This window comes from Hyphococcus aureus (assembly GCF_042643165.1).
Lineage (GTDB): Bacteria > Pseudomonadota > Alphaproteobacteria > Caulobacterales > Parvularculaceae > Hyphococcus > Hyphococcus aureus.
Genome location: NZ_JBHRSH010000001.1, coordinates 1,016,593 through 1,043,376 on the forward strand (window position 1 = coordinate 1,016,593; position 26,784 = coordinate 1,043,376).

Sequence of the window (26,784 nt, forward strand, 5' to 3'; positions counted from 1 at the left end):
TTACTGGTTCTGGCGGGCGGAAAGTTTGGTGAGGATCGCTGCGGCAGTTTCCTCCACGGATTTTCGCGTTACATCAATCATGGGCCAGCGATATTTCGTGCAAAGCCGTTTCGCGCGCAGCACTTCCTGGCGGATGAGGTCGAGATCGGAATAATCTTCCACAGCGTCGCCCGCATTTAATCCGCCGAGCCGGGATTCCCGGATCTGGGAAAGGCGTTCAGGACTCGCCACCAAGCCAATGACCAGCGGTTTTCGCAAGGTGAATAATTCCGGCGGCGGCTCTGATGTCGGAACCAGCGGAATATTGGCGGCCTTAATGCCCCGGTTCGCCAGATACATGCAGGTCGGGGTTTTTGAGGTGCGGCTGACGCCGACCAGCACAACATCCGCCGTCTCTAAATCCCAGGTCATCTGGCCGTCATCATGAGACAGCGTATAATCAAGCGCGCCGATGCGTTTGAAATAGGCGTCGTTTAGTTCATGTTGCGCGCCGGCGCGCAACGTCGTTTCCAGACCAAGATAATCGGTGAAGGCGTGCAAAAGCGGATCAAGCACCGAAATCGCCGGAGTCTGTAACTCGCTGCAACGGATTTCCAGAAGCCGCCGTAATTCCGGATTGATGACGGTGTAAAGAACAAGACCCGGCGAAGCTTCGATCTCGGCGAGGGTCTTTTCCATCTGCGCGCGTGAGCGGATCAGCGCATAAATATGCTCAAGCGGTTTCGCCGCCGCAAATTGCGAGGCGGTGGCTTTGAGCATTGCGTTCAATGTCTCGCCCGTGGAGTCCGAAACAAGATGAACATGGAAGAAAGTCGCAATCGGCTGCGTTTTGCGCGCGGCGCTCGTCATTTTCTTCTCATTGCTCTGCGCTCTCGCCATCGTCTCCGTCCGGTTATCCAAAACACACGCTCTGGTCTGGGGAACTATAGGGGAAAGTTCCGCCTTTTCGCGAGCCTGCTTTTTGGGGCGCCCAAAACTCCCGAGTCATACCGGGTTGGCGCCCAGCCCCCTCTGTAAAGTCATACTGGTCATACTTTCTTCACCATAAAGGCGAAATCCATGGGATGAATCCAGTTTCCCGGTAGGGCCTGGTGAAATTTCGCATGGAAGATGCGGCGTTTATGACGCTTTTCAACATCATAGTGATCTCTTATTCCTCATGGGAAATCCTGTGAGTCTTTTGCTGAAACTCAAGGGATAAACTCGACCCCGCCTGTTTTCCCCGGCTTCCCGGCTGACTCTTAATATTAACCCTTTATTAAGAATCCTTTATAGAAAGTTAAGAAGGAACATTCGCGGCATATGACGACAGATTCAAAATTCCTGCGAGTGTTTGATGGCGAGGTTTTCGCATCTCCTCCAACTTGGTTCATGCGGCAAGCCGGGCGCTATCTCCCCGAATACAGAAAGCTTCGCGCACAAGCGGGATCGTTCCTCGATCTTTGTTTTGATCCGGACCTGGCGAGCGAGGTGACGCTTCAGCCTATCAGGCGGTTCGATCTCGATGCGGCGATCCTGTTTGCAGATATCCTGCTGATCCCGCACGCACTGGGTCAGAAGCTAAGTTTTGTTGAAAATGAGGGACCGCGCCTTGAAGCGGTGGCAGCGCTGAAAGACCTCGACGCCTTTCGAAAACGCGATGTCCTTGAAACACTCTCGCCGATCTTTGAGACGGTTTCGAAAACCCGGGCGGGGTTGGGGTCGGATAAGGCGCTGATCGGCTTCGCTGGCGCTCCCTGGACCGTGGCGACCTATATGCTCGCGGGTGGGCCCATGAAGGATCCGGGCGTGCTGCGTCAAAAGCTCTATGAGGAGCCCGAGCTGATCGACGGGCTGATTGATATTCTCGCAGAGAAAACCATTGATTATCTTCTTGCCCAGATCGATGCGGGCGCTGATGCGGTGCAGTTGTTTGACACTTGGGCGAGTGGATTGCCCTGGCCCGTCCTCGATCGTGTTTCCATTCGTCCGCTCGACAAAATCGCCAAGGCGGTGAAAAAGGCGCGGCCTCATGTGCCTGTAATCCTTTTCCCCAAAGGCGTTGGCGAAAAGGCGCTGGATTACGTTCTGCTTCAGGGCTGTGACGGGTTCGGGATCGATTACGCCATGGACCCCACATGGGCGCGGGCGAATTTGGGAGAACGCGTTGTTGTGCAGGGCGGGCTTGATCCGCTACTGACCGTCACCGGCGGCAAACCGATGGAAGAAGCCGCAGAAACCTATCTCAGGCTTTTCCATGATGTGCCCTATGTTTTTAATCTCGGCCATGGCTTCACACCGCAAACCCCGCCGGACCATGTGGCGGCGCTGGTGAAGTTTGTCAGGAGAAATGGCTGATGGCTGAAATTCTGTCGGGCGCCTATCTGTGGATCAAATCTTTCCACCTGATCATGGTCATCGCCTGGATGGCGGGGATGATGTATCTGCCGCGCCTGTTCGTCTATCAGCATCAATCGGAAAAGGGCGGTGAGGCCGAACGATATTTCATCCAGATGCAGCGCAGACTGTTGAAGGGCATCATCAATCCTTCGATGGTTCTCGTCTGGGTCTTGGGGATTTTGATGCTGATCGCCAATCCGGCGATCCTGTCCGCCGGGTGGTTTCATGTGAAGCTGGCGCTGGTGGTCATCATCTCGGCGATCCACGGCTTTTACGCATCATCGCGCCGCAAATTTGAAAAAGGCGAGCGGCCGCGCACCGAAAAATTCTGGCGGATCATGAATGAAGCGCCATTCCTTGCGCTGATCGTCATTGTGATCATGGTGATTGTGAAACCGTTCTGACGCTGATTTTTACACCGCTGACCTTGCCGCCGCACCGGCTTGTCGAAAAACGGGTTCCAAAGCAGATCTCACGGCGGTAGCCGGATGTTGAGCATTGGAAAGCCGCCGCTATGAAAACCACTTTTGCCTTGATCATGATGATGATCAGCATGTTGAGTTCAGCGAGTGCTGAAAGCGACGCCATCGTGCCTGAGGTTATCAAATGGGGCGCTAGCGCCACTGAGATTGAAAAGGCGCTTGAGGGCAAATGCGCCAACGGCTTTATCAACAGGCCGATTGATCCGCCATTTCTCCCCAACGATCCGGCCAAGCAGGTTCAGATCGATTGCGATGGTCTTGAATTTATGGGTGCGCCGCGCTGGACGGAATTTGTCATTGGCGATGACCGGCTGCAAATGGTTTGGGTGATGGTCGAAGCCGCAGACAAGGACAAAATCGTCAAGGTTCTGGAAGAGGCTTATGGCGATCCATCCCATGAATCGGACATGTTTATCGCCTTTACCCAGAACCGGACCGCATGGCGTGAAGAGCCGCCGGAGGTTTTGTTTTATGCCGAGGAACTCGATGCGGCGATGAAGGGCTGGCTCGATAATCTGCAACAGAACGAAGACTAGCGCGGCCTATTCCACCTTCTGATAAGCAAGCCAGTGATCGTTGATATGGCAAAAGGCTGAGGCCGGCTGATTTTGACTTTGAAGCCAGTTTAGGGCTTCGTCATCGCAGCGATCGAAAGCGCGCATATTCTCCTCGCCCTCAGCAAAAGTCATGGCCATGCTGAAATAGACAAGGCTCACCGTATTCCAGTGATTGCCGGACTGATACCGCCAGAGAACCACATCAAGCTCATCCTTGCCGCTGTCGCCAATCGGGAAGAAGTCGATGAACTCGACGGGAATTTCTTCGCGGAGAAATTTAAGGAAGTCCGCATCCATCGGGTCGGCTTTCGTCGGGTCGCGCGAGGGTATCCGGACAAAGTCTTCGTAAGGGCCGGGATAGGCGGCCCGAACAGAACGCAGGAGACCTTCGTGATCGGCATAGATCGCGGCGGCGTCGAGAATTGTCGGCTTCGGGGTTTCATCGCCGCAACCGGCGGCGAAAAGAACCGCGCCGAAAGCCGCCACAGCACGGACCGGACCCTGACGAACCATAGAAAACGCCCCCATTGAGAGGGATTATTAAAGGCGAAAACGGTAAATAGGGGCTGAAGAAACCGGTTAGAACTGTCGAGCGCAGGGGAGCCTTCATGGCGCTCGCCCACAGAATAAGCCCGGATTGGAACACTCGCTGGGTCCGGGCGGGATTTGATCTCGATCATTGACGGCGCGGACTTTTCGCCTATATCTACTCCAAACTTTCCTTATCAGCGCCGTCCGGCCCGCAAGGCCGCCCTCTGCGCGCTCCGTATTTCCATCGTTGGTTTCCCCCCCTGCCCGCCTTTTCTGCGCGGGTCTTTTCCTGATTGAGGCTTTCCATGCTGCCCAAGACCATGACGCTCGATGAGCTCAAAGAAAAAACCCCGGCTGAGCTGCTGGCTTTCGCCGAAGAGCTCGAAGTTGAAAATGCCTCGACCATGCGCAAACAGGACATGCTGTTTTCAATCCTGAAAGAGCTTGCCGACCTGGAAGTTGAAATTCATGGCGGCGGCGTCCTGGAAGTTCTCTCTGATGGCTTCGGCTTTTTGCGCTCGGCGGACGCGAATTACCTCGCGGGTCCCGATGATATTTATGTCTCGCCGAACCAGATCCGGCGGTTTGCGCTGCGCACCGGCGATACGGTCAAGGGCGAGATACGCAGCCCGAAAGACGGCGAGCGTTATTTTGCGCTTCTCAAAGTTCACACGATCAATTTCGAAGAGCCCGAAAAAGCCCGCCACAAGGTGCATTTCGACAATCTGACGCCGCTCTATCCTGATGAGCGCCTGAAGATGGAAACCGAAGGCGAAAAGACCAAAGATCTTACCGGCCGCGTCATCGATCTCGTGGCACCGTTGGGTAAAGGCCAGCGCGGTCTCATCACCGCGCCGCCGCGAACCGGTAAGACCGTCATCCTGCAAAATATCGCCCACTCCATCGCAACCAATCATCCCGAATGTTACCTGATCGTTTTGCTGATCGACGAGCGCCCGGAAGAAGTGACTGACATGCAGCGCTCGGTAAAGGGCGAGGTTGTGTCCTCAACCTTTGACGAACCCGCGACGCGTCACGTAGCGGTTGCTGAAATGGTCATCGAAAAGGCCAAGCGCCTTGTCGAACATGGCCGCGATGTGGTGATCCTGCTCGATTCCATCACCCGCCTCGGCCGCGCTTACAACACCGTTGTGCCGTCCTCAGGCAAGGTTCTCACCGGCGGCGTCGACGCCAATGCGCTGCAGCGCCCGAAACGCTTTTTCGGCGCCGCGCGGAACATTGAGGAAGGCGGATCGCTCACCATTATCGCCACGGCGCTGATCGAGACCGGCTCGAAAATGGACGAGGTGATCTTCGAAGAATTCAAGGGCACCGGTAACTCCGAGCTGATCCTTGACCGCAAGGTCGCGGACAAGCGGACCTATCCGGCGATCGACATCGCCAAGTCCGGCACACGCAAGGAAGACCTCATCACTTCCAAGGCCGACATGCAGAAAATCTTTGTTCTGCGCCGTATCCTGTCGCCCATGGGCGTTTCCGACGCTATTGAGTTCCTGATCGACAAGCTCAAACAGACGAAGTCCAACCGCGACTTCTTCGATTCAATGAACACATAAGGATCAGGCGGAAAACAGGATCGCCCGCAGGAGATAAGCAAGGCTCGCCACCGCAGCGAGGCTTGCCAGAGCCAGCGCGAAAAACCAAAAGAACCGGCGTCCGAGCGGCGCCGGTTTTTCATTATCTGACGGCGGCCCTACGGGGGTGAAGCGCTCAGCCATGATAGCCGTCGCCGGGCTTCACCTTTCCCCAGAACAGGGAATAGACATAGACGGTGTAGATCAGGATCACCGGCAGCATCACGCCGGCGCCGGCGAGCATCAAACCCAGCGCATTGTCGCGCGCCGCGGTTTCCCAGATGGTTTTGGCGAAGGGCACATTATAGGGAAACAGCGAGATAGCGAGGCCGACATAGCCGGTGAGAAAAACCCCGGCGGAGAGAAGATAGGGCCGCCAGTCCGGCGCTTTTTCCGGTTTCATCACCACATCGCGCCACAGCCAGATAATCAGCGCCGCCGTGATAATCGGCACCGGCGCGACCGTGATGAATTTTGAAAAATCGATGGCGCTCATGGAAACGCCCCAGCGTTCCGTCACGCGCGGATCGATGGAGAGCGTCGCGAGGCTCACTGCGGCCATGGCGATGGTGGCGCCGAGCAGCGCCCGGCGGGCCCATTTGCGCGCGCCCTGTTGCGTGGGGCCCTCGGTTTTCAGGACCAGCCAGCAGGCGCCGAGCAGCACATAACCGATAATCACCGAGGCCGAAGTGAGCACTGAAAACGGCGTCAGCCAGTCAAACGGTCCGCCTGCATAGGCGCGCCCTTCAACTGCGATCCCTTGTACGAAGGCGCCGAGAATAAGCCCCTGCATCGCCGCAGCGGCGAACGAGCCGCCGGCGAAGGCGCCATTCCAGAAGCGTTTGGTGGTTTTGCGCACCGCCTTGTGCCGGAATTCAAACGCCACGCCGCGAAATATCAGCGCCGCCAGCATGATAGTGATCGGCAGATAAAAAGCCGGCATGATGATCGCGTAAGCGAGGGGAAAGGCCGCGAAAAGTCCGCCGCCGCCAAGCACCAGCCAGGTTTCATTGCCGTCCCAGACCGGTTCGATGGTGGCCGTCATCATTGATCGTTCTTCTTCGTCATCAGCGAAATGACAGAGCATGCCGACGCCGAGATCGAACCCGTCGAGGAGCACATAGAGCATGACCGCGACGGCGATGAGCCCGGCCCAGATCAGCGGCAGATCCATACTCGCCTCCTAATCCTCATCTTCTGCGGTTTTGGCGGGTTCATCGACGGCGCCCATGGGAGAGCCTGGCGCGCGCCGTTCTTCCTCTGGCGGTCCGGCGGGCTCATCGTCAAAGCCGCGCGTCGCGATGCGACCCATATAGACAACCCCGGCGGTGAAGACGATGGCGTAGACGACCATGAAAATCAGGAGAGTCGTTCCGACCTGGCCGGCGGCGACGGGCGCGACGCTGTCTTCGGTGCGCAACACTCCGTATACGGTGTAAGGCTGGCGTCCAACCTCGGCGGTCACCCAGCCGGAAATCACAGCGATAAAGCCGAGCGCGCCGCCGGGGACTGCGAGCCAGTGAAACAGACCCGGTTTCTGGATGCTGTCCTTGCGCCAGAGCCACAGGCCCCACCAGCCTATGACCAGCATGGCGAGCCCGGCGCCGACCATGATGCGGAACGCCCAGAAGGTGATGAAGACCGGCGGGCGATCCTGCTTTGAGAACTCCTTAAGGCCGTGCAACTCTTCCGCCCCGGGGAAGAGATAATCGCTGGTGTTCGGTATCTCGACTTTGAGACGTGTTTTCTCGGCTTCTTCGTCAGGAATGCCGAAAAGAATTGTTCCCTGTTTATCGGCGCTCTCCCACCAGCCCTCCATGGCGGCGACTTTGGCGGGCTGATATTCATGGGCGATCTCGCCGGACCAGTGACCGGCCCAGATCTGCAGCGGCATCAACAGCGCCAACGTGCCCGCCGCCATGCGCATCTGATAGCGCGTCGCCTGCGCCACACGGCCGCGCAAAACCTGGATCGCGCCGGCGGCCATCACCACCGCGGCTGTCGTAATATAGGCCGCCAGCATCATGTGCACGAAGCGCGAAGGAAAACTCGGGCTGAAAATCACTTCGAGCCAGTCCGTCGCATAGAAATTACCGGCGGCGTCAATGGCGTAGCCGACCGGCGTCTGCATCCAGCTATTGGCGGAAAGAATCCAGAAAGCGGAAATGGTGGTGCCGATGGCGACCGCGCAGGTGGCGATGAAATGCAGCCGTTTGCCGACCCGCTTCCAGCCGAACAGCATGACGCCGAGAAAGGTCGCTTCGAGGAAAAACGCCGTCAGCACTTCATAGCCAAGCAGCGGACCGATGACCGACCCCGCCTTGTCGGAGAACACTGACCAGTTGGTGCCGAACTGGTAACTCATCACCACGCCGGAGACGACGCCCATGGCGAAGGCGAGCGCGAAAATCTTTACCCAGTGCAGATAGAGCTTCAGGAAAACGTCGCGTTTCGTTTTCAGCCACAAGCCTTCACAGACCGCCAAAAAGGAAGCGAGCCCGATGGTGAAAGCGGGAAACATGATGTGAAATGCGACAACAAAAGCAAATTGCAGGCGCGACAAAATTAACGCGTCAAGTTCCATCAGGAAGCTCCGTTGCGTGCGCTTGCTATAGGCGGTCGCTTACTGGGGCGAAAGCTGCGACCCCAGAGACCTGTTGCCGCATTGGATCATTGGCAAGTCGTCTGCGCATCAGCCTTGCCCCGCGGCGGGAGCGTTTTATGCTGAGCGGAATGGAGGATTTATGTCATTGAAACTTATACATTTTCCCATGACGCGTAGCCTACGCGTCGCGTGGGCGGGCTATGAACTTGGGCTTGATCTCGAGATTGAGACACGGGTTTTTGATCGCGCGAAACTGAAAGAGCCTGAATATTTGAAACTCAATCCGCTCGGCAAGACGCCGGTCTTTTTCGATGGCGGTAAACGCATGATCGAATCCGTCGCGATCATTGAATATCTTTCAAATAAATACGCTAAGGGCGCGCTGAGCCGAAATGCTTCGCATACGGATTATGGCGATTATCTGCAATGGATGGAGTTCGGCGAGGCGGGCATGGGCGGCTATGTGGGACAGCTTCTCGGCCATTCCATGCTGTTGCCGGAAGAATTTCGGATTGAATCCATGCGTCTCTGGGCGGAAGGGGAGATGAAGACATGCCTCAACTTCCTTGAAAGCAACCTCGAGGCTGACGGCTATTTGCTGGACGAGTTTTCGCTGGCCGATATTTCTGTCGGCTACATCCTGTTTCTGGTGAAGGTCTCTCGTAATGGCGCATTGATGGGGGAAAAGACCGCCGCGTATTTTGCGCGGCTATCCGAGCGTGATGGATGGAAGCAGGCTTCGGCGCTTAAACCCTGAGAAGACGATTGCAATATTGGCGCGCATGAAAAAACCGCGGGCCTCACGGCGCCGCGGCGTTCCCATCCCCCCACGGGTCTCCCCTTGAGATGTCATGGCGGGCCGCCGTTGCGATAACGGCTCTCCCACTGGCGCGCCACGGGCGATCCTATGCCCCCTTTTTTCAGCGCATGATTGTATAAATTGGCCATGGTTTTTCATTGGTAGATCAAGGTGGCGTAAAATATATAGACATCTATATAATAGGCGTCTATATATGGCGGTGGGAGGAGAAAACCCATGGTCACGAGACGCGCGATTTTGTGGACCGGCGCCGGCGCCGTGGTCCTGTTGGGCGCCGGAGTTGCGCCGCTGCTGCATTCGGATCTGTCAAAGGCGCGTGCGCCGTGGCGGATGGCGGGAACGGGTTTTGGCGACATACGCCTCGATGCGCTTTCCTATGCGGTGCTGGCGCCCAACCCTCACAATATGCAGCCCTGGCTTATTCGTCTTGATGGCGATGACGCGCTTACGCTTTTTTGCGATGAGACCCGGCTCCTGCGCGACACCGATCCGCAGGACCGGCAGATCGTCATCGGCCTCGGGGCGTTTCTGGAGCTGCTTCGTCTGGCGGCGGCCGAGCAGGGTTTCGGGCTCGACATTGAGCGTTTTCCGGAAGGCGAACCGCAACCACGCCTTGACGGGCGGTCCATCGCCAGCATCCGGTTTGTTAAGAAGACTGATGTGAAAGACCCTTTATTTGCGCAGATTCTCAACCGTCGCACATCTCGCGTCGCTTTCGATCAGAGCCGGCCTGTCAGCGCAGAGACATTGAATGCGCTCGATAAGGCGTTGCGTCCCGGGGACGGCGAATTCGAATGGGTGAATGACGCCGCCAATGTTGCGGCGTTGAAAACCATTTGCCGCGCAGGTTGGCGCGTCGAACTGGAGACAGATGCGACACGCCATGAATCCGCCATGCTCACGCGCATCGGCGACGATCAAATCAACGCCAATCCGGACGGCATCTCCCTGTTTGGTCCGGCCATGGAAGCGGCGCATTTGATGGGTATGCTGACGAAAGAGAAGATGGACGAAAAAGGCTCCGCCGCCTATCAGGCGACCCTGGATTTCTATAATAAGAATATTGACACCTCGATGGCCTTTGGCTGGCTTTCCACGTCTAGTAATTCCCGTACGGATCAGTTGCGCGCCGGGGCGGGTTGGGTGCGTATGCAACTGGCGGCGACGGCGCTCGGTCTTTCCATGCAGCCATTCAGCCAGGCGCTGCAGGAGTTTCCCGAGATGGCGGATATATATGAGGAAATTCATGACTTTACTGGGATCGAGACGCCTGCGGGTCCGACCGACGGACGACTTCAGGGGCTGTTTCGCTTCGGCTACGCCAAGCCCGGCCCGGCCGCGCCGCGGTGGCCCCTCGAGACGAGGTTGATCGCCGCCGATGGATGATAAAAATGACGGCCTCGCGAGCGCGGAAGCCCAGGCGGGGCTGCCGGGCGATCCGGTTCTTTTCAAGGTGCTGACGGAGATCTCGATTATCTCCAATCTCGCCGATCGTGAGTTTGAACGGTTGATGCCGGGCGGGCTCACGCTCGCGCAGTTCGGCGTCCTCAATCATTTATTGCGGCTTGGCGTGCAGCAGACGATCGGTGAAATCGCGTCGGCTATGCAGGTGGCCCAGCCCTCTATGTCCTCGACTGTGAAAAAACTGACGGACAAGAACTATGTCGATCTTATTCCGGATACGGAGGATCGCCGGGTGAAGCGCGTGAAGGTGACGCCGACGGGTCGGGCGGCGCGCGACCGCGCCGTCAAAGCGGTTGCGCCGGGCCTCGCCGCCTTGAAGGACGGAACGCCCGGCGCTGACTGGGGCGCCATGCTGGGCGAACTGACGCGCCTTAGAATCCTCATTGATTCAGTGCGTTAGAGCGCATTCGGAAAAGCGGAAACCGATTTTCTGATGAAATGTGCGGCGATAATCTAGCGCGCCGGAAACGCTTTCGGGTTGCGCAGGATCGCGGCTGAGATCAACGCCACGATGAGACCGACAGGAAAGATTTCCAGGAAGGTGATCGGCAACCGGTAGAGCGGGTTTTTATATTGCTCTGCAAATTTCGCCATGTCGTCAGTCAGCTTTTGCAGTTGTTCCGGGCTTGCCCCGGCCGCCTCTTTCTGGGTGATGACTGCTTCGGGATATTGATTGACGAAGGCGTAGTCGGTGGCGGCGAGATTGATCTCCCAGCCAATCACGTAAAAAACGCCTGCGACGCTGGCGATCGCGAGGCCGAGGCCGAAGGCCGGTGCGAATTTGATGACGCCGCCAAGATCGCGATCGCGATAGCGCTTCACCCCCAGGAAAATGAGGATCAGCGCAACCAGCATCACCGTGTAACCGAAAATCGCGCTGCTGGAGCCTTCGCCGAGCGTGTCGGTGCTGTTGATGCCGAGACTCATGACGGCGATGGTGATGGCGCCGGATATGGCGCCGTAAATCAGAGCGATGCGAAGCATTTGGGTCTCCCGTTTTGTTGATGTTTATGCTGTCGCGGGCGGCTCGAAAACCGCCAGTTGATTGCCTTCGGGGTCCTTGAACCAGGCGAATTTTCCGCCGCCGCCCGGGGCCTCACCGGGGATTTCCACCGGCCCGACCGTCACTTGGCCCCCCTCGGCGCGGATCGCCTCGCAGGCCGCATTCACATCCGCGACTTCGAGATAGATCATGACATAGTTGTGCGGTTCATGGCCGAGCGCCGTGACGGCGCCGTCGATGCCCTTGCCGCCGCCGGTTTCCATTTCGGTGTTGAACGGGGCTTGCTTCGGGGTCCAGTCAAAAACCTTTTCATAGAACGCGACGGTTTTCGCCTTATCGCGGCAGCCAATGTCAAAACGGATTACAGGCGCCCCCATAGTTTCCTCCTATTGTGCGGCGAGTGTTTTGCGGCGGGCCCGGCGCGCATAGCGCTCAATCACAGGCTGGAAGTTCTGGCGTGCGTTGCAGCCTATGAAGTCGCGGAACCCGGGAAGGTCGAACGCGCAGGGGGCGGTGATGGTGAAACAGCCCTTTTGGAGACGCACACCCGTCAGCCGGGCCCGGGCGAAGCGCAGGGTTTCGTCGCTTGAATACATCACCATGGAATGAAAGCTGAGGCCGCGCACTGTGTGGGTGAGGGCGTATTTGATGACGTCCTGTTCGCGATAGCGCAGGGCGGCTTTTGCGTTGTTAAAGGCGCTGAAACTCATGGTCACGGTCTTGTCTCCCTGACGGACGGCGTCATGGATCGCCTTGGCGAGCGCGGCTGTCATGTCATCGAGACCCTGACAGAATTCGTCCATCTTTTCCCTCTTTCGGCGCCGTCATTTGCGCAAAAGTCTGGGATGGGTGGAGGGGTTTCGCCATCGCCCGAAAGGGTGAAATACGGCGATTTCAGCAGGTTAAGGGATCAGCGCCAGCGCGCGCGCCTTCTGAATGGCCTGGGTGCGGCGCGAGACCTCGAGCTTGTCATAAAGGCTCGACAACTGCGTCTTCACAGTATTCGGGGAAACGTTGAAGCGCCTTGCGATCTCCTTGTTGGAGAGGCCTTCGGCGAGCGCCGCCAGTGTTTCGTGTTCGCGGCCGGTAATGCCGAGCGAGGCGAGGGCCGCGCGGTTGATCTCAAAAGCGGGCGGCGCCGATTTGCGGGTGAGGCGCGAGCCCGCCCAGGCGCCGAGCCCCGTGAAAGCCGCCGCAATCAGGAGAAGATAAATCTCGCCCGCATGGACCCGGGTCACATATTTGAATTCGAGCCAGGACAGCGCCATGGCGGCGAGCGCCAATCCGAGAGCGTAAAGGGCGATAGTGCGTTTCATGCGGCCATTCTGCCCAAAAGCGGCTGCGGCTTCCAGATCAGCTTTTTGGCCAATCAGCCCTTCGGCGCATGGGCGTCGATATCGGCGAGCTGATCGCTGAGCGCCTTTTGGAAGGCGGGCCGGCCTTCGCAGCGTTTCAGATAGGCGGCCAGGCGATTATCGCGCGTTACAAGATCAGTGTGCATGACGATCCTCAACACCGTCGCCATGGCGATGTCTGCGACGGTGAGCCGGCCGCCAGCGAGGAAGTCGCGGCTTTCGAGAACCGATGCGAGATCGCCTAACCGCTTTTTTGCGATCTCCTCTACGCCGTCGCGCGCGCCTTGATACCAGTCCTTGTCGCGGTGGAAACGGTCATGCATGACGAGCGCTTGTAACTGCGGCTCTACGGTGTTGAGCGCCGCGAACAGCCAGGTCGTCATCTCCGCTTTGGCGTCTGCGTCGCCGGGCGCCAGCTTGTCTGACTTCTCTGCGAGATGAAGCAGAATGGCGCCGGTTTCAAACATGGTCTTGCCGTCTTCTTCATAGACCGGGATCTGGCCGAAGGGTTGTCTCGCGCGCCAGTCCTGCGCATCGCGCCCGCCCAGCGGCACAAATTTCATTTCATAGGGAAGGCCTGCTTCTTCAAGCGCCCATCGCAGGCGCAGATCGCGCAACAGGCCGCGCGCGAAATCCGGAACCCAGTCGACGGTGTGGATGGCGATCATGGCGCAAGCCTTTGTAAAACAATATAAATTAAGGAGCCTCGGTAATCTCCGGCGGGGTTGGCGGGCCCAGAAATTCAGCGTCGATGCGGAACTCGATTTCGTTGCTCAAGGCGCCCGGCGACTCATTCGTCGGCAGATACTGGGTCATGCCGAAATCGGCGCGATGTAATATTCCGTGTGCGGAGAAACCGATCCGGGCTTGCGGATCATGGGGATGAAAGCCGGGATAGCCGCCGACAAATTCAGCCTCCATTGTCACCGGCGCGGTGACGCCCAGCAATGTCAGCTCACCCTCGACATTGGCGGTTCGCGCGCCGGTCCGGGTGACCCTGGTCGAGGTGAAGGTGATGTTTGGGTAATCCGCGGCTTTGAGCCAGTCGGGGCCGAGCAATGTATCGTGAAAGCCTTCCGGCGGGTTGGGAATTGTCAGGGAACGGACATTAATGACGGCGCTGACATTCATGGTCTCTGGCGCCGCCGGATCGAAATACAACGTTGCGCTGAAGTCCGAAAACCCGGCCGTATAATGCGACAGGCCCATATGGAGGATGCGAAATACGAGGGTCGCATGAGCCGGGTCGGTCCGGTATTCGCCGGCGGGTGCGTTGATCTCGGCCGCCGCTTCTATGGGCGGTGTTGCGTTGGCGCCGGCGCTTTCCGGGGCGTCGCTACAGGCGGCCAGCAAGATTGTGGACAAGATAGCTAAGGCATTGAATTTCAAGAGGAACTCTCCTGGGTAATGCCGCACTCGCCGGCTTCCGGCGCGCGTCCCGCGGCTTTCAGCGCCGCATAGGCCTCGCGCGGTCGGTCGGTGGCGATGATGTCGGCGCCCTGGCTCGCGATATCGGCGTAAAGCGCTTCATAGCCGGAGCGGGCGATATCTTCGTCAATGGAATCGCGCCCGCCCAGCGTGCCGAAGATCACTTCCACATCGCGGCCATTGAGAATCGAGAATAATCTCGGGCGCGGATCTTCGGTTCCGGTGAAACCAATAAGGTGATCGTCGGGAATGCCAGCGGCGACGGCGCGATTAAGCTCCGACTGGGTGTCGAGGGAAAGCGAGATCATGGCGCGGGGCAGCAGCTTGTGGAGCTTCGCCGCCGACGCCATGGAATAGGCGATCAGGATGACGCGATCTTCCGCATCCTGATTTTTTATTTCCGCGATCACGTCTTCATAGCGCGTCGTTTTTTTGAAATCGATCTGGAGGATCGTGCGATCCTCAGCCCAGCGCAGCGCGTCCGCGAAATAGGTGGGGGCGAACGCCGTCTTGCGCCCGTCATTGTCTTCAAGGGTGAGCCGGGAAATTTCAGCCCAGGAAAGCGCGTCGGCGGGTCCGGCGCCTGTCGTTGTCCGCTCCAGCGTGTCGTCATGATGGAGATAGAGCGCGCCGTCGGCCGAGGTCGCCACATCGATCTCCATGATCGCAGGGATATCCGCTATCAGGGCCGCCATGGTCTCGACCGCGTTCTCCGGATAGCCCGGATAGGGCCCGCCGCGATGGGCGGAAATGAGCGCCGCGCCGTTCCCCTCAAGGCACTCAAAAAAGCTGTTGAGGTCGCCGTCCGGCGCGATCGACCAGCCGTCAGAAGACGAAAGCCCATATGAATCCGTGTTGGTTACAGAGTCACCGCAAGCAGCGAGCGCGCAAAAGCTAACGGCGATTAACCATCTATCCATTTGAAAACACTTGAATACGTAAGGTTAACACATTCGCCCCGACGCCCATCGCCATATGAAGGCGGGGGCGTCGGTCGGTGATGCGGTTATTGAAGGAAGTTGTGAATGGCGTATTCCGCCGCTTCTTTCGCGGCCTTGTCCAGCGCGGACTTGAACGATCCCCCAAAGAGGCCGCCGGAGATTTCTCCGCCGGTATGGATTTTAGAGAGTTCCACGCCTTCTGGATCAAGGAACAGAATTTCGATGGTCATAGAGCCTTTACCGGCAATCGGTCCGAGCATGTAACGGGCGGCGCGGCTGCCTTCGTCGAGCTGCAGAAAACGGTAACGCAAGGTGACGCCGCCGCCTTCAGCAAAACCACCTTCATTATAAAGCTCTTCGCCCAGCTTGGTGCGGAAGTAAGCGCTGTATTCTGGATCAATCGGCACCGTGTCGTCGCCATGCGCGACGGCGATGGTGGAGGATTTTACGGATACGCTGGTTGGCTCAAGCACAGTCGTGGTCGCGCTGGCGCATCCAGCGATCGCCAGGAGCAGACCGGCGGCGGCTATGTTCAACAACTTCATTGGGAATCCTCTCTTTATTATTAGCGGCATGAATAACCGCAGAATAATCGGTAAAGTCTGCTTTTGAAAGCTGAAGACTTGTCAGACGGACAGCACAATCGCCCCGGCGCTTTGTCCGCTCTCCAAGAGGCGGTGGGCGCCCGCAACATCGCTTAAGGGAAAGCGGCGCTCAATCTTCGGTTTAAGGGCGCCTTTCGCGACCATCTCAAACAGGGTCGCGGCCATCGCCGGGAGCCGGTCCGGGGTGGCGTAGTGAAACAGAGAGGGCCGGGTCAGCGTCAGGGAGCCGCGCCGCATCAACTCCAGCGGGGCCACCGCCGGGACAGGGCCGGAGGCGTTGCCGAAGGTCACCATGTGGCCGCGCAACGCCAGACTGTCGAGCGAGGCTTCGAATGTCGCCTCGCCGACGGAATCGTAGACCACCTCGACGCCCTTGCCGCCGGTCAGGCGGCGCACATCGCTGGCGATGTTATCCGTCTGTGTACGAATGATAATCTCATCGGCGCCGTTCTCGCGCGCGATGCTTTCTTTCTCGGGCGACCCGACAATCGCGATCACGCGCGCGCCAAGATGTTTCGCCCATTGGCACAGCAAGGTGCCGACCCCGCCGACCGCCGCGTGAACAAGACAGGTGTCGCCGGCTTTCAGCGGATAGACCTGGCGCACCAGCATCTCGGCGGTGAGCCCTTTCAGGAAGACCGCCGCAGCCTGTTCATCACTGACGCCGTCGGGGACTTTCGCGCACATCACGGCGGCGCAGTTAGCGCGTTCCGCATAGGCGCCGGACGAATAGAGGCAAGCGACGCGATCACCGGGGGCGAAGCCGGAAGCGCCCTCGCCCACAGCCTCTATCACGCCGGCCGCCTCCGACCCTAAAATCGCAGGTAATTCAACCGGGTATAATCCCTTGCGCTGATAGATATCGATGAAGTTGAGACCGATGGCTGTGTGGCGCAGCTGGATCTGGCCAAAGCCCGGCGCAGGAAGGTCATGATCGCGCAGGGAGAACCCTTCGGGTCCGCCATGGTCATCGAGAAAGACGGCTTTGCTCATGGCTTCAGAGGGTCTCCTTCATGCTGGTCGCTACTCCTTGCTTAGCAGAAAGATGAAGCGAGGCCACGCAGACGTCCCGTGAAAATCCATCTTGCGCAGCGTAAAATTCGGCGTAGCCTTTTGCGCGCCGGCGTTTGGCCGGTTTTCTGAAAGTCCTCTCTCATATGATTTTCGATCGGGTGAAGTCGCTCGACGCCATCCTGGCCACCGCCGGGAAGAAGGCGTTGCCGCGCACGCTTGGCGCTTTTCATCTCACCATGCTGGGCGTCGGCGCAATTATCGGCACAGGAATTTTCGTTCTGACGGCGGAGGCGGCGCAAAAGGCCGGGCCTGGCATGATGGTTTCCTTCGTCATCGCGGGCGCGGTCTGCGCCGTGGCGGCGCTGTGTTACGCTGAGCTCGCGGCGATGGTTCCCGTCTCGGGCTCCGCCTATACCTACACCTATGCGGTGCTGGGCGAGCTTTTCGCGTGGATGGTGGGCTGGGCGCTGGTGCTGGAATACGCCATTGCGGCGGGCGCGGTGTCTGTGGGCTGGTCCGGTTATGTTGTCGGGCTTTTGAGCCATGTTGCGGGGATCGATCTGCCCGCGAGCCTGACCCTGGGCCCCGCCGCCGGGGGTGTCATCAACCTTCCCGCCGCGCTGATCGCGCTTGCGGTCACCGCCTTGCTGGTGGTGGGCACGACGGAAAGCGCGCGCGTCAACGCGGTGCTTGTCTGCGTCAAGATCGTCGCCCTGACGGCGTTTATCGCGCTCGCGCTCCCCGTCATGAGGGCGGAGAATTTCGAGCCTTTCGCGCCGCTTGGCTTTGGCGGGATTTCCGCCGCCGCCGCATCCATTTTCTTCGCCTATGTGGGCTTTGACGCGGTGTCGACCGCCGCCGAGGAAACCCGCAATCCCCAGCGCAATATGCCCATCGGCCTGATCGGTTCGCTCGGGATCTGCACGGTCTTTTACATGCTGGTGTCGGCGGGCGTCATCGGCACGGTCGGAGCGCATCCGCTTTTGACGCCTGAAGGCGCGGCGATCCATCCGGGCAGCGCTGACCTCACTGCCGCCTGCGACGCCATCAATAACGGCGCTGTTGTCTGTTCGAAGGAAGCGCTCGCCTGGACCTTGCGCGAAATCGGCTGGCCGCAGATCGGCAATCTTGTGGGGCTGGCGGCGGGCATCGCCCTGCCTTCGGTGATCCTGATGATGATGTTCGGTCAGACCCGGATTTTCTTCGTGATGAGCCGCGACGGGCTGTTGCCGGAAGTGTTTTCATCCGTACACCCCCGATTTAAGACGCCTCACGTCATCACCATCGTCACCGGGATCTTCGTGGCGATTTTCGCGGCTTTCTTTCCCGTTGGCGCGCTCGCCGATATTTCCAATTCCGGGACATTGTTCGCCTTCGCCATGGTCTCGGTCGCGGTCATGGTGCTGCGGCGCACTGATCCGGCCCGCGCCCGCCCATTCCGCACCCCGGCGGTTTATGTGATCGCGCCGGTTTCAATTTTGGGCTGCGTCTATCTCTTTTTCAGCCTGTCGGCCTATACGCTGGCCTTGTTCGCCGGCTGGGCGGTGCTCGGTCTGGCGGTCTATTTCGTCTATAGCCGCGGCCACAGTCATCTCGGGCGGGGCATTGTCGAAGTGGCTGAAGCGGAGCCAGACGCCCCGCCGGTTCCCGTCCCGCCGATTTAACCAATTTGGGCCTGCCGCGACCGCAGTGATTGTCCCCTAGCGCCGTATTGCGCTATGGGCTGGGCCCCACCATTTGTGGCCCAGCCAAGGAGCCCCCAAAGATGAAACTCACCGTCAATATCGACTGCACCCCGGCGGAGGCCCGGGCGTTTTTCGGCCAGCCGGACCTTGAGCCCATGAACAACATGATCGTCGAGGAAATGAAGAAGCGGGCGAAAGAGAATATGGACACCCTCGCCGACCCGGAGCGGCTGATGGCGCAATGGATGGCGATGTCCGGCAAAAGCTTCGAACAGTTCCAGTCGATGATGGGCATGGCCCCGAAGAAGAAGTAGCGGAAGGCCGGACGCCATGGCTGTGGACACCATTTTCGCGCGCGCCTCGGGCGCCGGAAAAGCCGGTGTCGCGGTCTATCGCCTGTCGGGCCCCGAAGCCTTCAGTATTTTCAGGAAATTAGTTGGTAAACCGATTGTTAATCGCGAGGCGGCCTATGTCGCCGTGCGCGATCCGGCGGATGGGTCTGTCATCGACCAGGGGTTGGCCATACTTTTTGAAGGGCCCAGAAGCTTCACTGGCGAGGACACTTTAGAGTTAAGCCTTCATGGGTCGCGGGCGGTGGAGGAGGCGCTTTACGACGCCCTCTCTCGCGCCGGCGCCCGGCCCGCCGAGGCTGGGGAGTTCACGCTCCGCGCCCTCAAAAACGACAAGCTCGATCTCGCCCAAGTTGAGGCGCTCGCAGACCTTATCGATAGCGAAACGAGCCTGCAAAGAAAGCAGGCTTTGGGTCAGCTCGAGGGGCGGCTTTCCGAGGCCGCGGAGCGCTGGCGAAAGGACATTCTGGCGGTCATGGCGCCGCTGGAAGCGGACATCGATTTCCCCGATGAGGGCGATGTGCCGGCCGCCGTCGCCGCGCGCGCCGGGCCCGCCATCGCCGCCCTTAAGACTTCCTTAACCACGTTTCTTAACCAGTCCGTCAGTGCACGGAAGATCCGCGAGGGCGTTTCCATCGCGATCATCGGCCCGCCAAACGCCGGCAAGTCATCCCTTGTCAACGCGCTTGCGGGATCGGAGGTCGCCATCGTCTCCGACATCGCCGGGACGACGCGCGATATTGTCGAAACGAGACTCGATCTTGGCGTTGTGGCGACCATCGCGGACACAGCCGGCCTGCGAGGTATGGCCAGTGACGTCATCGAGGAAGAAGGCGTCAAACGCGCGAAAAAGCGGGCCGAAGAGGCCGATGTCCGCGTACTGGTGTTGGACGCCGCCGCAGTTGTTTCACGTGAAACATTGTTATCGGGGGGTGTGGAAAATGTTCCACGTGAAACACTCGATCTGCTTCAGCCCAGGGACATCATCGTCTGGAACAAATCAGACAAGTTAAATGCTGTTGCGAGTCCCGAAAATGAACACTCTCCGTATACGGAGCTCAGCGTGTCGGCGAAAACCGGCGCCGGTATGGCCGAACTTGTTCAGGCTTTGACGCAGAAGGCCGTGGAGGGCGCGCATCATGACGGCCCCGCCCTCACCCGCGCGCGGCACGCCGCTGCGGTGGAAGAAGCGATCGCGGCCCTCACCCGGGCGGAAGCAAATATTGCCGCCGCGCCGGAACTGGCGGCCGAAGACGCCCGCCTCGCCGCCCGGTCCCTCGGCAAGATCACCGGGGCCGTGGGCGTCGAGGATGTTCTGGGCGAGATTTTCTCGCGTTTTTGTATCGGGAAGTGAGCCTATTTGGCCGGTGGGGCGTTTTTCAGCATCCTCGCCTTGCCTGCGGCGCGGCGTAATAGCTCCGCCGCATCGTGATCGCCCCTGAGTTCGAGCCGGGCGGCGGCTTTTTCGTAATTGCGGTATTTCTCTCTCAAGCGCTCATTGAGCTGGTCGGCGAGCGCCTGGCCTTGTGTTGCGGCCAGACGGGACGTGTCGGTCTGATCGGCCCCGCCGAATAAAGGTTTTCCCCCGGAACGAAGAATTGCGATTTGCGCCATAGGTATGAGCCCCTTCTTGTCTTGTTGCGCTCCGATAGGGGTGGTAGTGCAGCACCCGTGCCCGAAAAGGGGCTTCGGGCTTATGCTTTCCAAATTGTAAAGTTCGGGCCTTTCGCACTCCATATTGCGCAACAATTCGTGACGGAAAAATCCATCCCCCACGTTCCGCCAGGCCTTATGATTGTGGTCGTGAACGGATTGGAAAGCGCGGGCTGCTAGGCTTTGGCTATGTGTTTTGCGCCAGACAGCCAGTTTTTCTGGATCATCTCAGGGCTCTTGGTTCTGGTGAGCCTTTTGTGCCTGTTGACGCTGCGCCAGCTTTTTCGGCAGGCGCTGGGCGCGCGAAGCCCGATCGGGCTTGTGCAGGTTCTCCTCGATCATGTCCCGGCGCTGATCGTCAACGGGATCTGGCTCTTCATCGTCGTCACCGTCGCCGGCGCGTGCTTTTACTGATCTGTTCCACGTGAAACATTCCGGGCCTCAAAAACAAAGAGTGCGCCCGGAAAACAGGTGCATTGCGCCGGGCCGGGGCCTATATCCCGCCTCCATAGGAACAGGACATGGATAGAGACTACGACGTCATAGTGATTGGAGGCGGTCATGCGGGCTGCGAGGCGGCCGCCGCCGCCGCGCGCGCGGGGGCCCGGACTCTGCTCGCCACACACCGGCGCGACACGATTGGCGAAATGTCCTGCAATCCGGCGATTGGCGGGCTTGGCAAGGGCCATCTGGTGCGGGAAGTCGACGCTCTGGATGGCGTCATGGCGCGGGTCATCGACCAGGCGGGCATCCAGTTCCGTATGCTCAACGCCTCCAAGGGCCCGGCGGTTCGCGGCCCGCGGGCACAGGCGGACCGCAAACTTTATCGCGAGGCCATGCAGGCGATCCTGGGCGACTATCCGGGTCTCGATATTCTGGAAGCGGCGGTCGAGGATCTGATTGTCGAAGACGATGTTCCACGTGAAACAGTGACCGGACCGCGTGTCACGGGAATCGTTACATCCGACGGGACGCGTATCGCCGCCAGAGCGGTGGTGCTGACCACCGGCACCTTCCTCAAAGGCGTCATCCACATTGGCGACAAGCGCATTCCAGCGGGACGCGCCAATGCGCGCGCGCAGGACAAGTCCTGGGGCGGCGGGGTTGAGGCGCCGTCGGTCGGTCTGGCTGACCGGCTCTACGGGCTGGGCCTCAAAATGGGCCGCCTGAAGACCGGCACGCCCGCGCGACTGAATGGCGCCACCATCGAATGGGACCGGCTGGAAATGCAGCCGGCGGACGCCCGGCCCGTGCCGTTTTCCTTCCTGAACTCAGAAATCACGGTCCCGCAGATCGCCTGCGGCGTCACCTATACGACGGCGGAGACCCACGCGATCATCGAGGCGAACCTCAGTAAATCCGCGGTCTATGGGGGCGCCATCTCCGGCCGGGGGCCGCGCTATTGTCCGTCCATCGAGGATAAGGTGGTGCGCTTCGCCGAGCGCGAGAGCCATCAGATCTTCCTGGAGCCGGAAGGCCTGCCCGCCGGGGAAGACGGCCAGGGCGGTGATACGACGGTTTATCCCAACGGGATCTCCACCTCCCTGCCCGAGGATGTGCAGGCGGCGTTTCTGAAGACTATTCCCGGGCTCGAGAATGCGGAGGTCATACGATATGGATACGCCATCGAATATGATTATGTGGACCCGCGCTCACTGACCCGGACGCTGGAGACACGCACCCTGCCCGGCCTCTATCTCGCCGGCCAGATCAACGGCACCACCGGCTATGAAGAAGCGGCGGCCCAAGGGCTGATGGCCGGGGTGAACGCCGCCCGGACAGCGCTCTCTTCGGGGACCGACAAGCCGGTGCCTTTCATCCTCGACCGGTCCGAGGCCTATATCGGCGTGATGATTGATGACCTTGTAACCAACGGAGTTACAGAACCCTACCGCATGTTCACAAGCCGGGCGGAATACCGCCTGACGCTTCGCGCCGACAATGCCGATCAGCGCCTCACACCCATCGGCATCGCCGCTGGAATTGTCGGGACGCATAGAGCCGAATTGTTCCACGTGAAACAATCGGCTCTGACGGCGGCGCGCAAATGGGCGGCGGAAACCGCCTTGACCCCGAACGAAGCGGCGAAACATGGCCTCAAACTGAAGCAGGATGGCCGGAGGCGTTCAGTTTCAGACCTTTTGGCCCTGCCCGAGGTCGATCTGGCGGCGCTGAGCGCGATCTGGCCGGAAATCGGCGAGCTGGACGATGCGGTGGCGGAACAATTGGCTTTCGACGCGCTCTATGCCGGATATCTGCACCGGCAGGAGGCGGACATTGTCGCCTTCAAAAAGGACGAAAGCCTCGCCCTGCCCGCCGATTTTGACTATTCGGCGATCTCTGGCCTCTCAAATGAGGTGCGCCAGAAGCTGGTTGACGCCAGACCGGCGACCCTCGGTCAGGCCGGACGGATTGAAGGCGTCACCCCGGCGGCTCTAGCCCTGTTGCTGGCCTGGGTAAAAAAGCAGGCGAAGGCGGTATGATTTGCTGTGGCGATCTTCTCCTCCCCCGTTTACGGGAAAGGAGAAACATCCCGCCGACAGACCGCCGCCAATGACCCCCGAAGACTTTCTCAGCCATACGAATGTTCCACGTGAAACATTCGACCGTCTGCTGGAGATGGACCGTGTGCTGATCGATTGGTCGGAGCGGCATAATCTGATTGCGCGCTCGACCATTAAAGACCGATGGGAGAGGCATTTCTTCGATTCTGCGCAACTGGCGCCGCTGCTTCCCGGGAACGCCAAAAACCTGGTGGATCTCGGCTCCGGCGCCGGTTTTCCGGGGCTGGTGCTCGCGGCGATGCTGGCGCCCAAGGGAGTTCAGGTCACGCTGATTGAATCGACGCAGAAGAAATGCGCCTTCCTGCGCGAGGCCGCCGCCAAAATGGGCCTCGAAAATTTGCAGGTAGCGCCGGAGCGAATCGAATCGGTAGGGCTTGGTTTCAAGCCCGATATTATCACCGCGCGCGCCCTCGCCCGGCTTGATAAATTGCTCGCCTATGGCGCTGGAATTCAAGGTAAAAATACCCGGTATTTCCTGCTCAAGGGACAAGATGTAGAGGGTGAATTGACCGAGGCCGCTAAATCTTGGCATATGGAGGTCATAAAACACCCGAGCCGGACCGACCCCCGCGCCGCCATTTTAGAAATCGGAAATCTTGCCCGTGTCCGGAAATAGCGCCTCACGACGGACCTCCGCCCCCCGGGTTCTCGCCATCGCCAACCAGAAGGGCGGCGTCGGCAAAACCACGACCGCGATCAATCTCGCGACTGCGCTTGCGGCGGTGGGCGAAAAAGTGCTGCTGATCGACCTCGATCCTCAAGGGAACGCCTCCACAGGCCTTGGGATACGCGCGGCCGACCGCGGCGTGACGACCTATGAGGTGTTGTCGGGCGATTACCGCCTCGAAGCGGCCGTCACCGAGACCGACATCCCGGGATTGGTGCTGGCGCCGGCCGGGGTCGACCTCGCTGGCGCCGAAATCGAGCTGATCGACGCCGACCGGCGCCATTTCCGTCTCGCAGACGCGATCGAAGAGTTCGCGGCGAGCGAAAAAGGCGCGCCCATCACTTATGTGCTGATTGATTGCCCGCCCTCTTTGAGTTTGTTGACGGTGAACGCCCTCGCCGCGGCGCAGGCGGTGATCATTCCCCTACAATGCGAGTTTTTCGCCCTGGAGGGTCTCAGCCAGATCGTCCGCACCATCGAGACAGTCCGTACACGAATTAATCCGGATCTGGAGCTTCAGGGCGTGGTGCTCACCATGCATGACCGGCGCAACAATCTCACTAACCAGGTCGAGGATGATGTGCGCGGCCATTTCGGCGACAAGGTTTATCGCACCGTGATCCCGCGCAATGTGCGCATCTCCGAAGCGCCGTCGCACGGCAAGCCGGCGCTTCTTTACGATCTCAAATGTCCGGGCAGCCAGGCCTATATCCAGCTTGCTTCGGAAGTCATTCAACGCGAGCGCACGCGGCCGAAAGCGGCGTAAGGGAAGGCGACGCAAAATGGCGATGGCCGAGAAAAAGAAGAGCAATGTCAAGGGATTGGGTCGCGGTCTCGACGCCCTTTTGGGCGATGCGCCGTCCTCTCATGCATCGGCGCGCCAGCCGGCCGGGGAGGCGCCCGCGCCCGCCGGGCCGAAGCGTGAGCTTCCGATCGAACAGTTGAAACCCCATGCCGACCAGCCTCGCCGTGTCTTTGACAAGGACGCGATTGAGGAGCTTGCAAACTCCATCGCCGCGAAGGGCATGTTGCAGCCGATCCTTGTCCGCCCCAAAGGTCGCGACAGTTACGAAATCGTCGCTGGCGAGCGCCGCTGGCGCGCTGCGCAAAAAGCGCAGCTTCACAAAGTCCCGGTCATCATCCGCCAACTGACGGACGAAGAGACGGCGGAGATCGCTCTGATTGAAAACGTCCAGCGGGTCGATCTGAATCCGGTCGAGGAAGCAGCCGCCTACGCCCGACTTTCTGATGTATACGGACGAACCCAGGAAGACATCGCCAAGGCCGTTGGCAAGTCGCGCAGCCATGTGGCGAATATCATGCGGCTGCTCGGCCTGCCGCAAAAGGCGCTCGACGCGCTTTCGGCTAACGCTATTTCCATGGGCCATGCGCGCGCGCTTCTCGGCTCCTCAAGCCCGGTGCAGATGCTCGGCATCGTCCTCAAGGGCGATCTGTCGGTTCGCGAGACCGAGAAATATATCCGGGAGGCTGAGGCCGAGATCAAAGGCGGGGCGGCGTCCGGCAAGGCAGGCGACTCTGGAAAAAGCGAAGCAAAATCAAAAGCTTCTGGCGGATCAAAAGACGCCGACACCCGCGCCCTTGAGCGCGACCTTTCCGCGATCCTGGGTCTCGATGTCGCCATCGAGCATTCCAAAAAAGGCGCCGGGTCGGTGACCGTCAACTACCTCACTCTTGACCAGCTCGACGATATTTGCCGCCGCCTCATGGGCGCCAAGGTCTAATGGAGAGCGACAGTGATATTCCGGATACGGAGCAACTAACCGAAGGATTTCAGACCGCCCTCGCCGCAATGGCCGACCGGCTCGGTGAGCAGCTTTCCTCCGTATCGGCGCTCTATCAGGTCGGGGCCATTGCTGCGGCTCTGGTCCTTGGCTGGCTCTTTGCGCAACCGACGCGCAAATCCGTCGCCGCGCGAAAGGCGGCCGCTGTGAACTCCGCCGTCGCGCGGTTTTTTGAAAACCTCTCCCTCCTGATCCCCCTCGCCCTCGGCGCCGCCTTCCTGTGGGCGGCCATCGCGATTTTCAACGGACTTGGGCAGCCGATCAGTCTGATGCGGATCGTCGCCAGCCTCCTCACCGCCTGGGTCGGCATTCGGCTCGTCTCTTCCCTCGTCAGCGATCCTTTTGCGGCGCGGGTTTTCGCCCTGTTCGCCTGGACCGCCGCGGCGCTCAACATCCTGCATCTTCTGGCACCGACTATCGCCTTTCTCGACGGGCTCAAACTGCCGCCGGGCGGTGAAAACGCCGTCTCCGCTTTCGATGTTCTCTGGGCGATCGCGCTAGCGGCGATCCTTTTATGGAGCGCCAATTTCGCTTCGCGGATTATTCAGGGACGTCTCAATAGCTCATCGAAGCTGACGCCCTCGGTGCGCGGTCTCCTGGGCCAGCTCATCCAGATCAGCCTCGTCTCCGGCGCCATTCTGCTGGCGCTTTCTGTCGCGAAGGTGAACCTTACAGGCCTTGCGGTCCTGACCGGCGCCATCGGCGTCGGCATCGGTTTCGGCCTGCAGTCGATTTTCTCCAACTTCATCGCCGGAATCATCATCCTGCTGGAAAAGACCTTGAAGGTCGGCGACTTCGTCGATCTTGAATCCGGGATCACCGGCGAAGTGCGCGAGATCAATGTTCGCTCCACGCTGGTGACGACCAACGATAATGTCGACATCCTGGTGCCGAATGCGGAATTCATCACCAACCGAGTCACGAACTGGACTTTGCGCGAGGTGAACCGGCGCATTCGGGTGCCCTTCGGCGTCGCCTATGGCACCGACAAGGAATTGGTGAAAAAAGCCGCGCTGGAAGCCGCCGAGAAAGTGCCTTTCACCTTGAAAAATAACGCAAAAAGAGCGCCCGATGTCTGGCTCGTCGGATTTGGCGATTCAAGTCTTGATTTCGAGCTTGTCGTCTGGCTCACCGACGACGCCGTCAAGCGGCCGGCCAAGGTTCACGCCGCCTATAATTGGGAGCTTGAAACCGCGCTGGGCAAATACGGCATCGCCATTCCATTCCCGCAGCGCGACCTGCATATTATTCCGCGTAAGGAAGACTAGCGCCCTTGCTTCGGCG

General features: G+C 59.5%; 31 protein-coding genes. 16 read left to right on the forward strand and 15 right to left on the reverse strand.

Annotated elements, in window-relative coordinates; all coding sequences use genetic code 11:
- Positions 1-849, reverse strand: coding sequence for a pyruvate, water dikinase regulatory protein (locus tag ACFOOP_RS04790; protein ID WP_379879725.1), 849 nt, complete (start codon positions 847-849; stop codon positions 1-3).
- A 453-nt stretch (positions 850-1,302) separates the two neighbouring features.
- On the opposite strand from ACFOOP_RS04790, the gene hemE reads away from it, so the two are divergent.
- The 3 genes from hemE to ACFOOP_RS04805 all read left to right on the forward strand — a co-directional run bounded on the left by hemE (position 1,303) and on the right by ACFOOP_RS04805 (position 3,397).
- Positions 1,303-2,337 carry a uroporphyrinogen decarboxylase gene (gene hemE / locus ACFOOP_RS04795; RefSeq protein WP_379879726.1) on the forward strand — a complete coding sequence of 345 codons (1,035 nt, stop codon included), beginning with the start codon at positions 1,303-1,305 and terminating at the stop codon, positions 2,335-2,337.
- 8 nt (positions 2,338-2,345) lie between these two features.
- Positions 2,346-2,783, forward strand: coding sequence for a protoporphyrinogen oxidase HemJ (hemJ, locus tag ACFOOP_RS04800; protein WP_379881509.1), 438 nt, complete (start codon positions 2,346-2,348; stop codon positions 2,781-2,783).
- A 110-nt stretch (positions 2,784-2,893) separates the two neighbouring features.
- The gene (locus ACFOOP_RS04805) at positions 2,894-3,397 is read left to right on the forward strand and encodes a hypothetical protein (protein ID WP_379879727.1); all 504 of its coding nucleotides are present in this window, start codon (positions 2,894-2,896) and stop codon (positions 3,395-3,397) included.
- Between the two features lie 6 nt (positions 3,398-3,403).
- Here ACFOOP_RS04805 and ACFOOP_RS04810 read toward each other — a convergent pair whose 3' ends face one another.
- A complete protein-coding gene (locus ACFOOP_RS04810; RefSeq protein WP_379879728.1) occupies positions 3,404-3,931 on the reverse strand; it encodes a hypothetical protein in 528 nt (175 codons plus the stop codon).
- Between the two features lie 323 nt (positions 3,932-4,254).
- Here ACFOOP_RS04810 and rho point away from each other — a divergent pair, with 323 nt between their 5' ends.
- Complete coding sequence (gene rho, locus ACFOOP_RS04815; protein WP_379879729.1) at positions 4,255-5,526, forward strand: transcription termination factor Rho; 1,272 nt, start codon at positions 4,255-4,257, stop codon at positions 5,524-5,526.
- 3 nt (positions 5,527-5,529) lie between these two features.
- On the opposite strand, the gene ACFOOP_RS04820 is transcribed toward rho, so the two are convergent.
- Genes ACFOOP_RS04820 through ACFOOP_RS04830 form a run of 3 tightly spaced genes read right to left on the reverse strand, consistent with a single transcriptional unit; the run spans position 5,530 to position 8,128 of the window.
- Positions 5,530-5,688, reverse strand: a complete 159-nt coding sequence (locus ACFOOP_RS04820) for a hypothetical protein (protein ID WP_379879730.1) — start codon at positions 5,686-5,688, stop codon at positions 5,530-5,532.
- Complete coding sequence (cydB, locus tag ACFOOP_RS04825) at positions 5,681-6,718, reverse strand: cytochrome d ubiquinol oxidase subunit II (RefSeq protein ID WP_379879731.1); 1,038 nt, start codon at positions 6,716-6,718, stop codon at positions 5,681-5,683. The genes ACFOOP_RS04820 and cydB overlap by 8 nt, the downstream gene beginning before the upstream one ends.
- A gap of 9 nt (positions 6,719-6,727) precedes the next feature.
- Positions 6,728-8,128, reverse strand: a complete 1,401-nt coding sequence (locus ACFOOP_RS04830; RefSeq protein WP_379879732.1) for a cytochrome ubiquinol oxidase subunit I — start codon at positions 8,126-8,128, stop codon at positions 6,728-6,730.
- Positions 8,129-8,288: 160 nt separating this feature from the next.
- Here ACFOOP_RS04830 and ACFOOP_RS04835 point away from each other — a divergent pair, with 160 nt between their 5' ends.
- The 3 genes from ACFOOP_RS04835 to ACFOOP_RS04845 all read left to right on the forward strand — a co-directional run bounded on the left by ACFOOP_RS04835 (position 8,289) and on the right by ACFOOP_RS04845 (position 10,833).
- Positions 8,289-8,906: a glutathione S-transferase family protein gene (locus ACFOOP_RS04835; protein ID WP_379879733.1), complete on the forward strand. Its 618-nt coding sequence runs from the start codon at positions 8,289-8,291 to the stop codon at positions 8,904-8,906.
- Between the two features lie 279 nt (positions 8,907-9,185).
- The gene (locus ACFOOP_RS04840) at positions 9,186-10,355 is read left to right on the forward strand and encodes an Acg family FMN-binding oxidoreductase (protein ID WP_379879734.1); all 1,170 of its coding nucleotides are present in this window, start codon (positions 9,186-9,188) and stop codon (positions 10,353-10,355) included.
- Positions 10,348-10,833, forward strand: a complete 486-nt coding sequence (locus tag ACFOOP_RS04845) for a MarR family winged helix-turn-helix transcriptional regulator (RefSeq protein ID WP_379879735.1) — start codon at positions 10,348-10,350, stop codon at positions 10,831-10,833. Before ACFOOP_RS04840 ends, ACFOOP_RS04845 begins: the two co-directional genes overlap by 8 nt.
- 53 nt (positions 10,834-10,886) lie before the next feature.
- Here ACFOOP_RS04845 and ACFOOP_RS04850 read toward each other — a convergent pair whose 3' ends face one another.
- From ACFOOP_RS04850 to ACFOOP_RS04890, 9 genes are all read right to left on the reverse strand, one after another.
- Positions 10,887-11,417 (reverse strand): DUF4199 domain-containing protein, encoded by a 531-nt coding sequence (locus ACFOOP_RS04850; protein ID WP_379879736.1) that lies wholly within the window; start codon positions 11,415-11,417, stop codon positions 10,887-10,889.
- 24 nt (positions 11,418-11,441) lie between these two features.
- On the reverse strand, positions 11,442-11,813 hold the full coding sequence (locus ACFOOP_RS04855) for a VOC family protein (RefSeq protein WP_379879737.1): 372 nt from the start codon (positions 11,811-11,813) through the stop codon (positions 11,442-11,444).
- Between the two features lie 9 nt (positions 11,814-11,822).
- The gene (locus ACFOOP_RS04860; protein ID WP_379879738.1) at positions 11,823-12,239 is read right to left on the reverse strand and encodes a hypothetical protein; all 417 of its coding nucleotides are present in this window, start codon (positions 12,237-12,239) and stop codon (positions 11,823-11,825) included.
- A 99-nt stretch (positions 12,240-12,338) separates the two neighbouring features.
- The gene (locus ACFOOP_RS04865) at positions 12,339-12,752 is read right to left on the reverse strand and encodes a response regulator transcription factor (protein ID WP_379879739.1); all 414 of its coding nucleotides are present in this window, start codon (positions 12,750-12,752) and stop codon (positions 12,339-12,341) included.
- A 53-nt stretch (positions 12,753-12,805) separates the two neighbouring features.
- The gene (locus tag ACFOOP_RS04870) at positions 12,806-13,459 is read right to left on the reverse strand and encodes a glutathione S-transferase family protein (protein WP_379879740.1); all 654 of its coding nucleotides are present in this window, start codon (positions 13,457-13,459) and stop codon (positions 12,806-12,808) included.
- 28 nt (positions 13,460-13,487) lie between these two features.
- Positions 13,488-14,180 (reverse strand): YceI family protein, encoded by a 693-nt coding sequence (locus tag ACFOOP_RS04875; RefSeq protein WP_379879741.1) that lies wholly within the window; start codon positions 14,178-14,180, stop codon positions 13,488-13,490.
- Positions 14,177-15,139 (reverse strand): glycerophosphodiester phosphodiesterase family protein, encoded by a 963-nt coding sequence (locus tag ACFOOP_RS04880; RefSeq protein ID WP_379879742.1) that lies wholly within the window; start codon positions 15,137-15,139, stop codon positions 14,177-14,179. Before ACFOOP_RS04880 ends, ACFOOP_RS04875 begins: the two co-directional genes overlap by 4 nt.
- 86 nt (positions 15,140-15,225) lie before the next feature.
- Positions 15,226-15,705, reverse strand: coding sequence for a DUF4410 domain-containing protein (locus ACFOOP_RS04885; RefSeq protein WP_379879743.1), 480 nt, complete (start codon positions 15,703-15,705; stop codon positions 15,226-15,228).
- A gap of 81 nt (positions 15,706-15,786) precedes the next feature.
- A complete protein-coding gene (locus ACFOOP_RS04890) occupies positions 15,787-16,758 on the reverse strand; it encodes a quinone oxidoreductase family protein (protein ID WP_379879744.1) in 972 nt (323 codons plus the stop codon).
- Between the two features lie 164 nt (positions 16,759-16,922).
- Between ACFOOP_RS04890 and ACFOOP_RS04895 the strand changes: the two genes are divergently transcribed.
- The 3 genes from ACFOOP_RS04895 to mnmE all read left to right on the forward strand — a co-directional run bounded on the left by ACFOOP_RS04895 (position 16,923) and on the right by mnmE (position 20,168).
- Complete coding sequence (locus tag ACFOOP_RS04895; protein WP_379879745.1) at positions 16,923-18,443, forward strand: amino acid permease; 1,521 nt, start codon at positions 16,923-16,925, stop codon at positions 18,441-18,443.
- Positions 18,444-18,544: 101 nt separating this feature from the next.
- Positions 18,545-18,778: a DUF6489 family protein gene (locus tag ACFOOP_RS04900; protein WP_379879746.1), complete on the forward strand. Its 234-nt coding sequence runs from the start codon at positions 18,545-18,547 to the stop codon at positions 18,776-18,778.
- Positions 18,779-18,794: 16 nt separating this feature from the next.
- The gene (mnmE, locus tag ACFOOP_RS04905; protein WP_379879747.1) at positions 18,795-20,168 is read left to right on the forward strand and encodes a tRNA uridine-5-carboxymethylaminomethyl(34) synthesis GTPase MnmE; all 1,374 of its coding nucleotides are present in this window, start codon (positions 18,795-18,797) and stop codon (positions 20,166-20,168) included.
- 2 nt (positions 20,169-20,170) lie between these two features.
- Here the strand turns inward: mnmE and ACFOOP_RS04910 are convergent, their stop codons facing one another.
- Positions 20,171-20,428, reverse strand: a complete 258-nt coding sequence (locus tag ACFOOP_RS04910; RefSeq protein ID WP_379879748.1) for a hypothetical protein — start codon at positions 20,426-20,428, stop codon at positions 20,171-20,173.
- A 228-nt stretch (positions 20,429-20,656) separates the two neighbouring features.
- On the opposite strand from ACFOOP_RS04910, the gene ACFOOP_RS04915 reads away from it, so the two are divergent.
- The 6 genes from ACFOOP_RS04915 to ACFOOP_RS04940 all read left to right on the forward strand — a co-directional run bounded on the left by ACFOOP_RS04915 (position 20,657) and on the right by ACFOOP_RS04940 (position 26,768).
- Entirely contained in the window at positions 20,657-20,881 is a 225-nt protein-coding gene (locus ACFOOP_RS04915; RefSeq protein WP_379879749.1) for a hypothetical protein, read from the forward strand.
- A gap of 107 nt (positions 20,882-20,988) precedes the next feature.
- Complete coding sequence (gene mnmG, locus ACFOOP_RS04920) at positions 20,989-22,950, forward strand: tRNA uridine-5-carboxymethylaminomethyl(34) synthesis enzyme MnmG (RefSeq protein WP_379879750.1); 1,962 nt, start codon at positions 20,989-20,991, stop codon at positions 22,948-22,950.
- Positions 22,951-23,020: 70 nt separating this feature from the next.
- On the forward strand, positions 23,021-23,647 hold the full coding sequence (gene rsmG / locus ACFOOP_RS04925; RefSeq protein ID WP_379879751.1) for a 16S rRNA (guanine(527)-N(7))-methyltransferase RsmG: 627 nt from the start codon (positions 23,021-23,023) through the stop codon (positions 23,645-23,647).
- On the forward strand, positions 23,628-24,464 hold the full coding sequence (locus ACFOOP_RS04930) for a ParA family protein (protein WP_379879752.1): 837 nt from the start codon (positions 23,628-23,630) through the stop codon (positions 24,462-24,464). The genes rsmG and ACFOOP_RS04930 overlap by 20 nt, the downstream gene beginning before the upstream one ends.
- A 16-nt stretch (positions 24,465-24,480) precedes the next feature.
- Complete coding sequence (locus ACFOOP_RS04935; RefSeq protein ID WP_379879753.1) at positions 24,481-25,440, forward strand: ParB/RepB/Spo0J family partition protein; 960 nt, start codon at positions 24,481-24,483, stop codon at positions 25,438-25,440.
- A complete protein-coding gene (locus ACFOOP_RS04940) occupies positions 25,440-26,768 on the forward strand; it encodes a mechanosensitive ion channel family protein (protein ID WP_379879754.1) in 1,329 nt (442 codons plus the stop codon). Before ACFOOP_RS04935 ends, ACFOOP_RS04940 begins: the two co-directional genes overlap by 1 nt.
- Positions 26,769-26,784 lie beyond the last annotated feature (16 nt).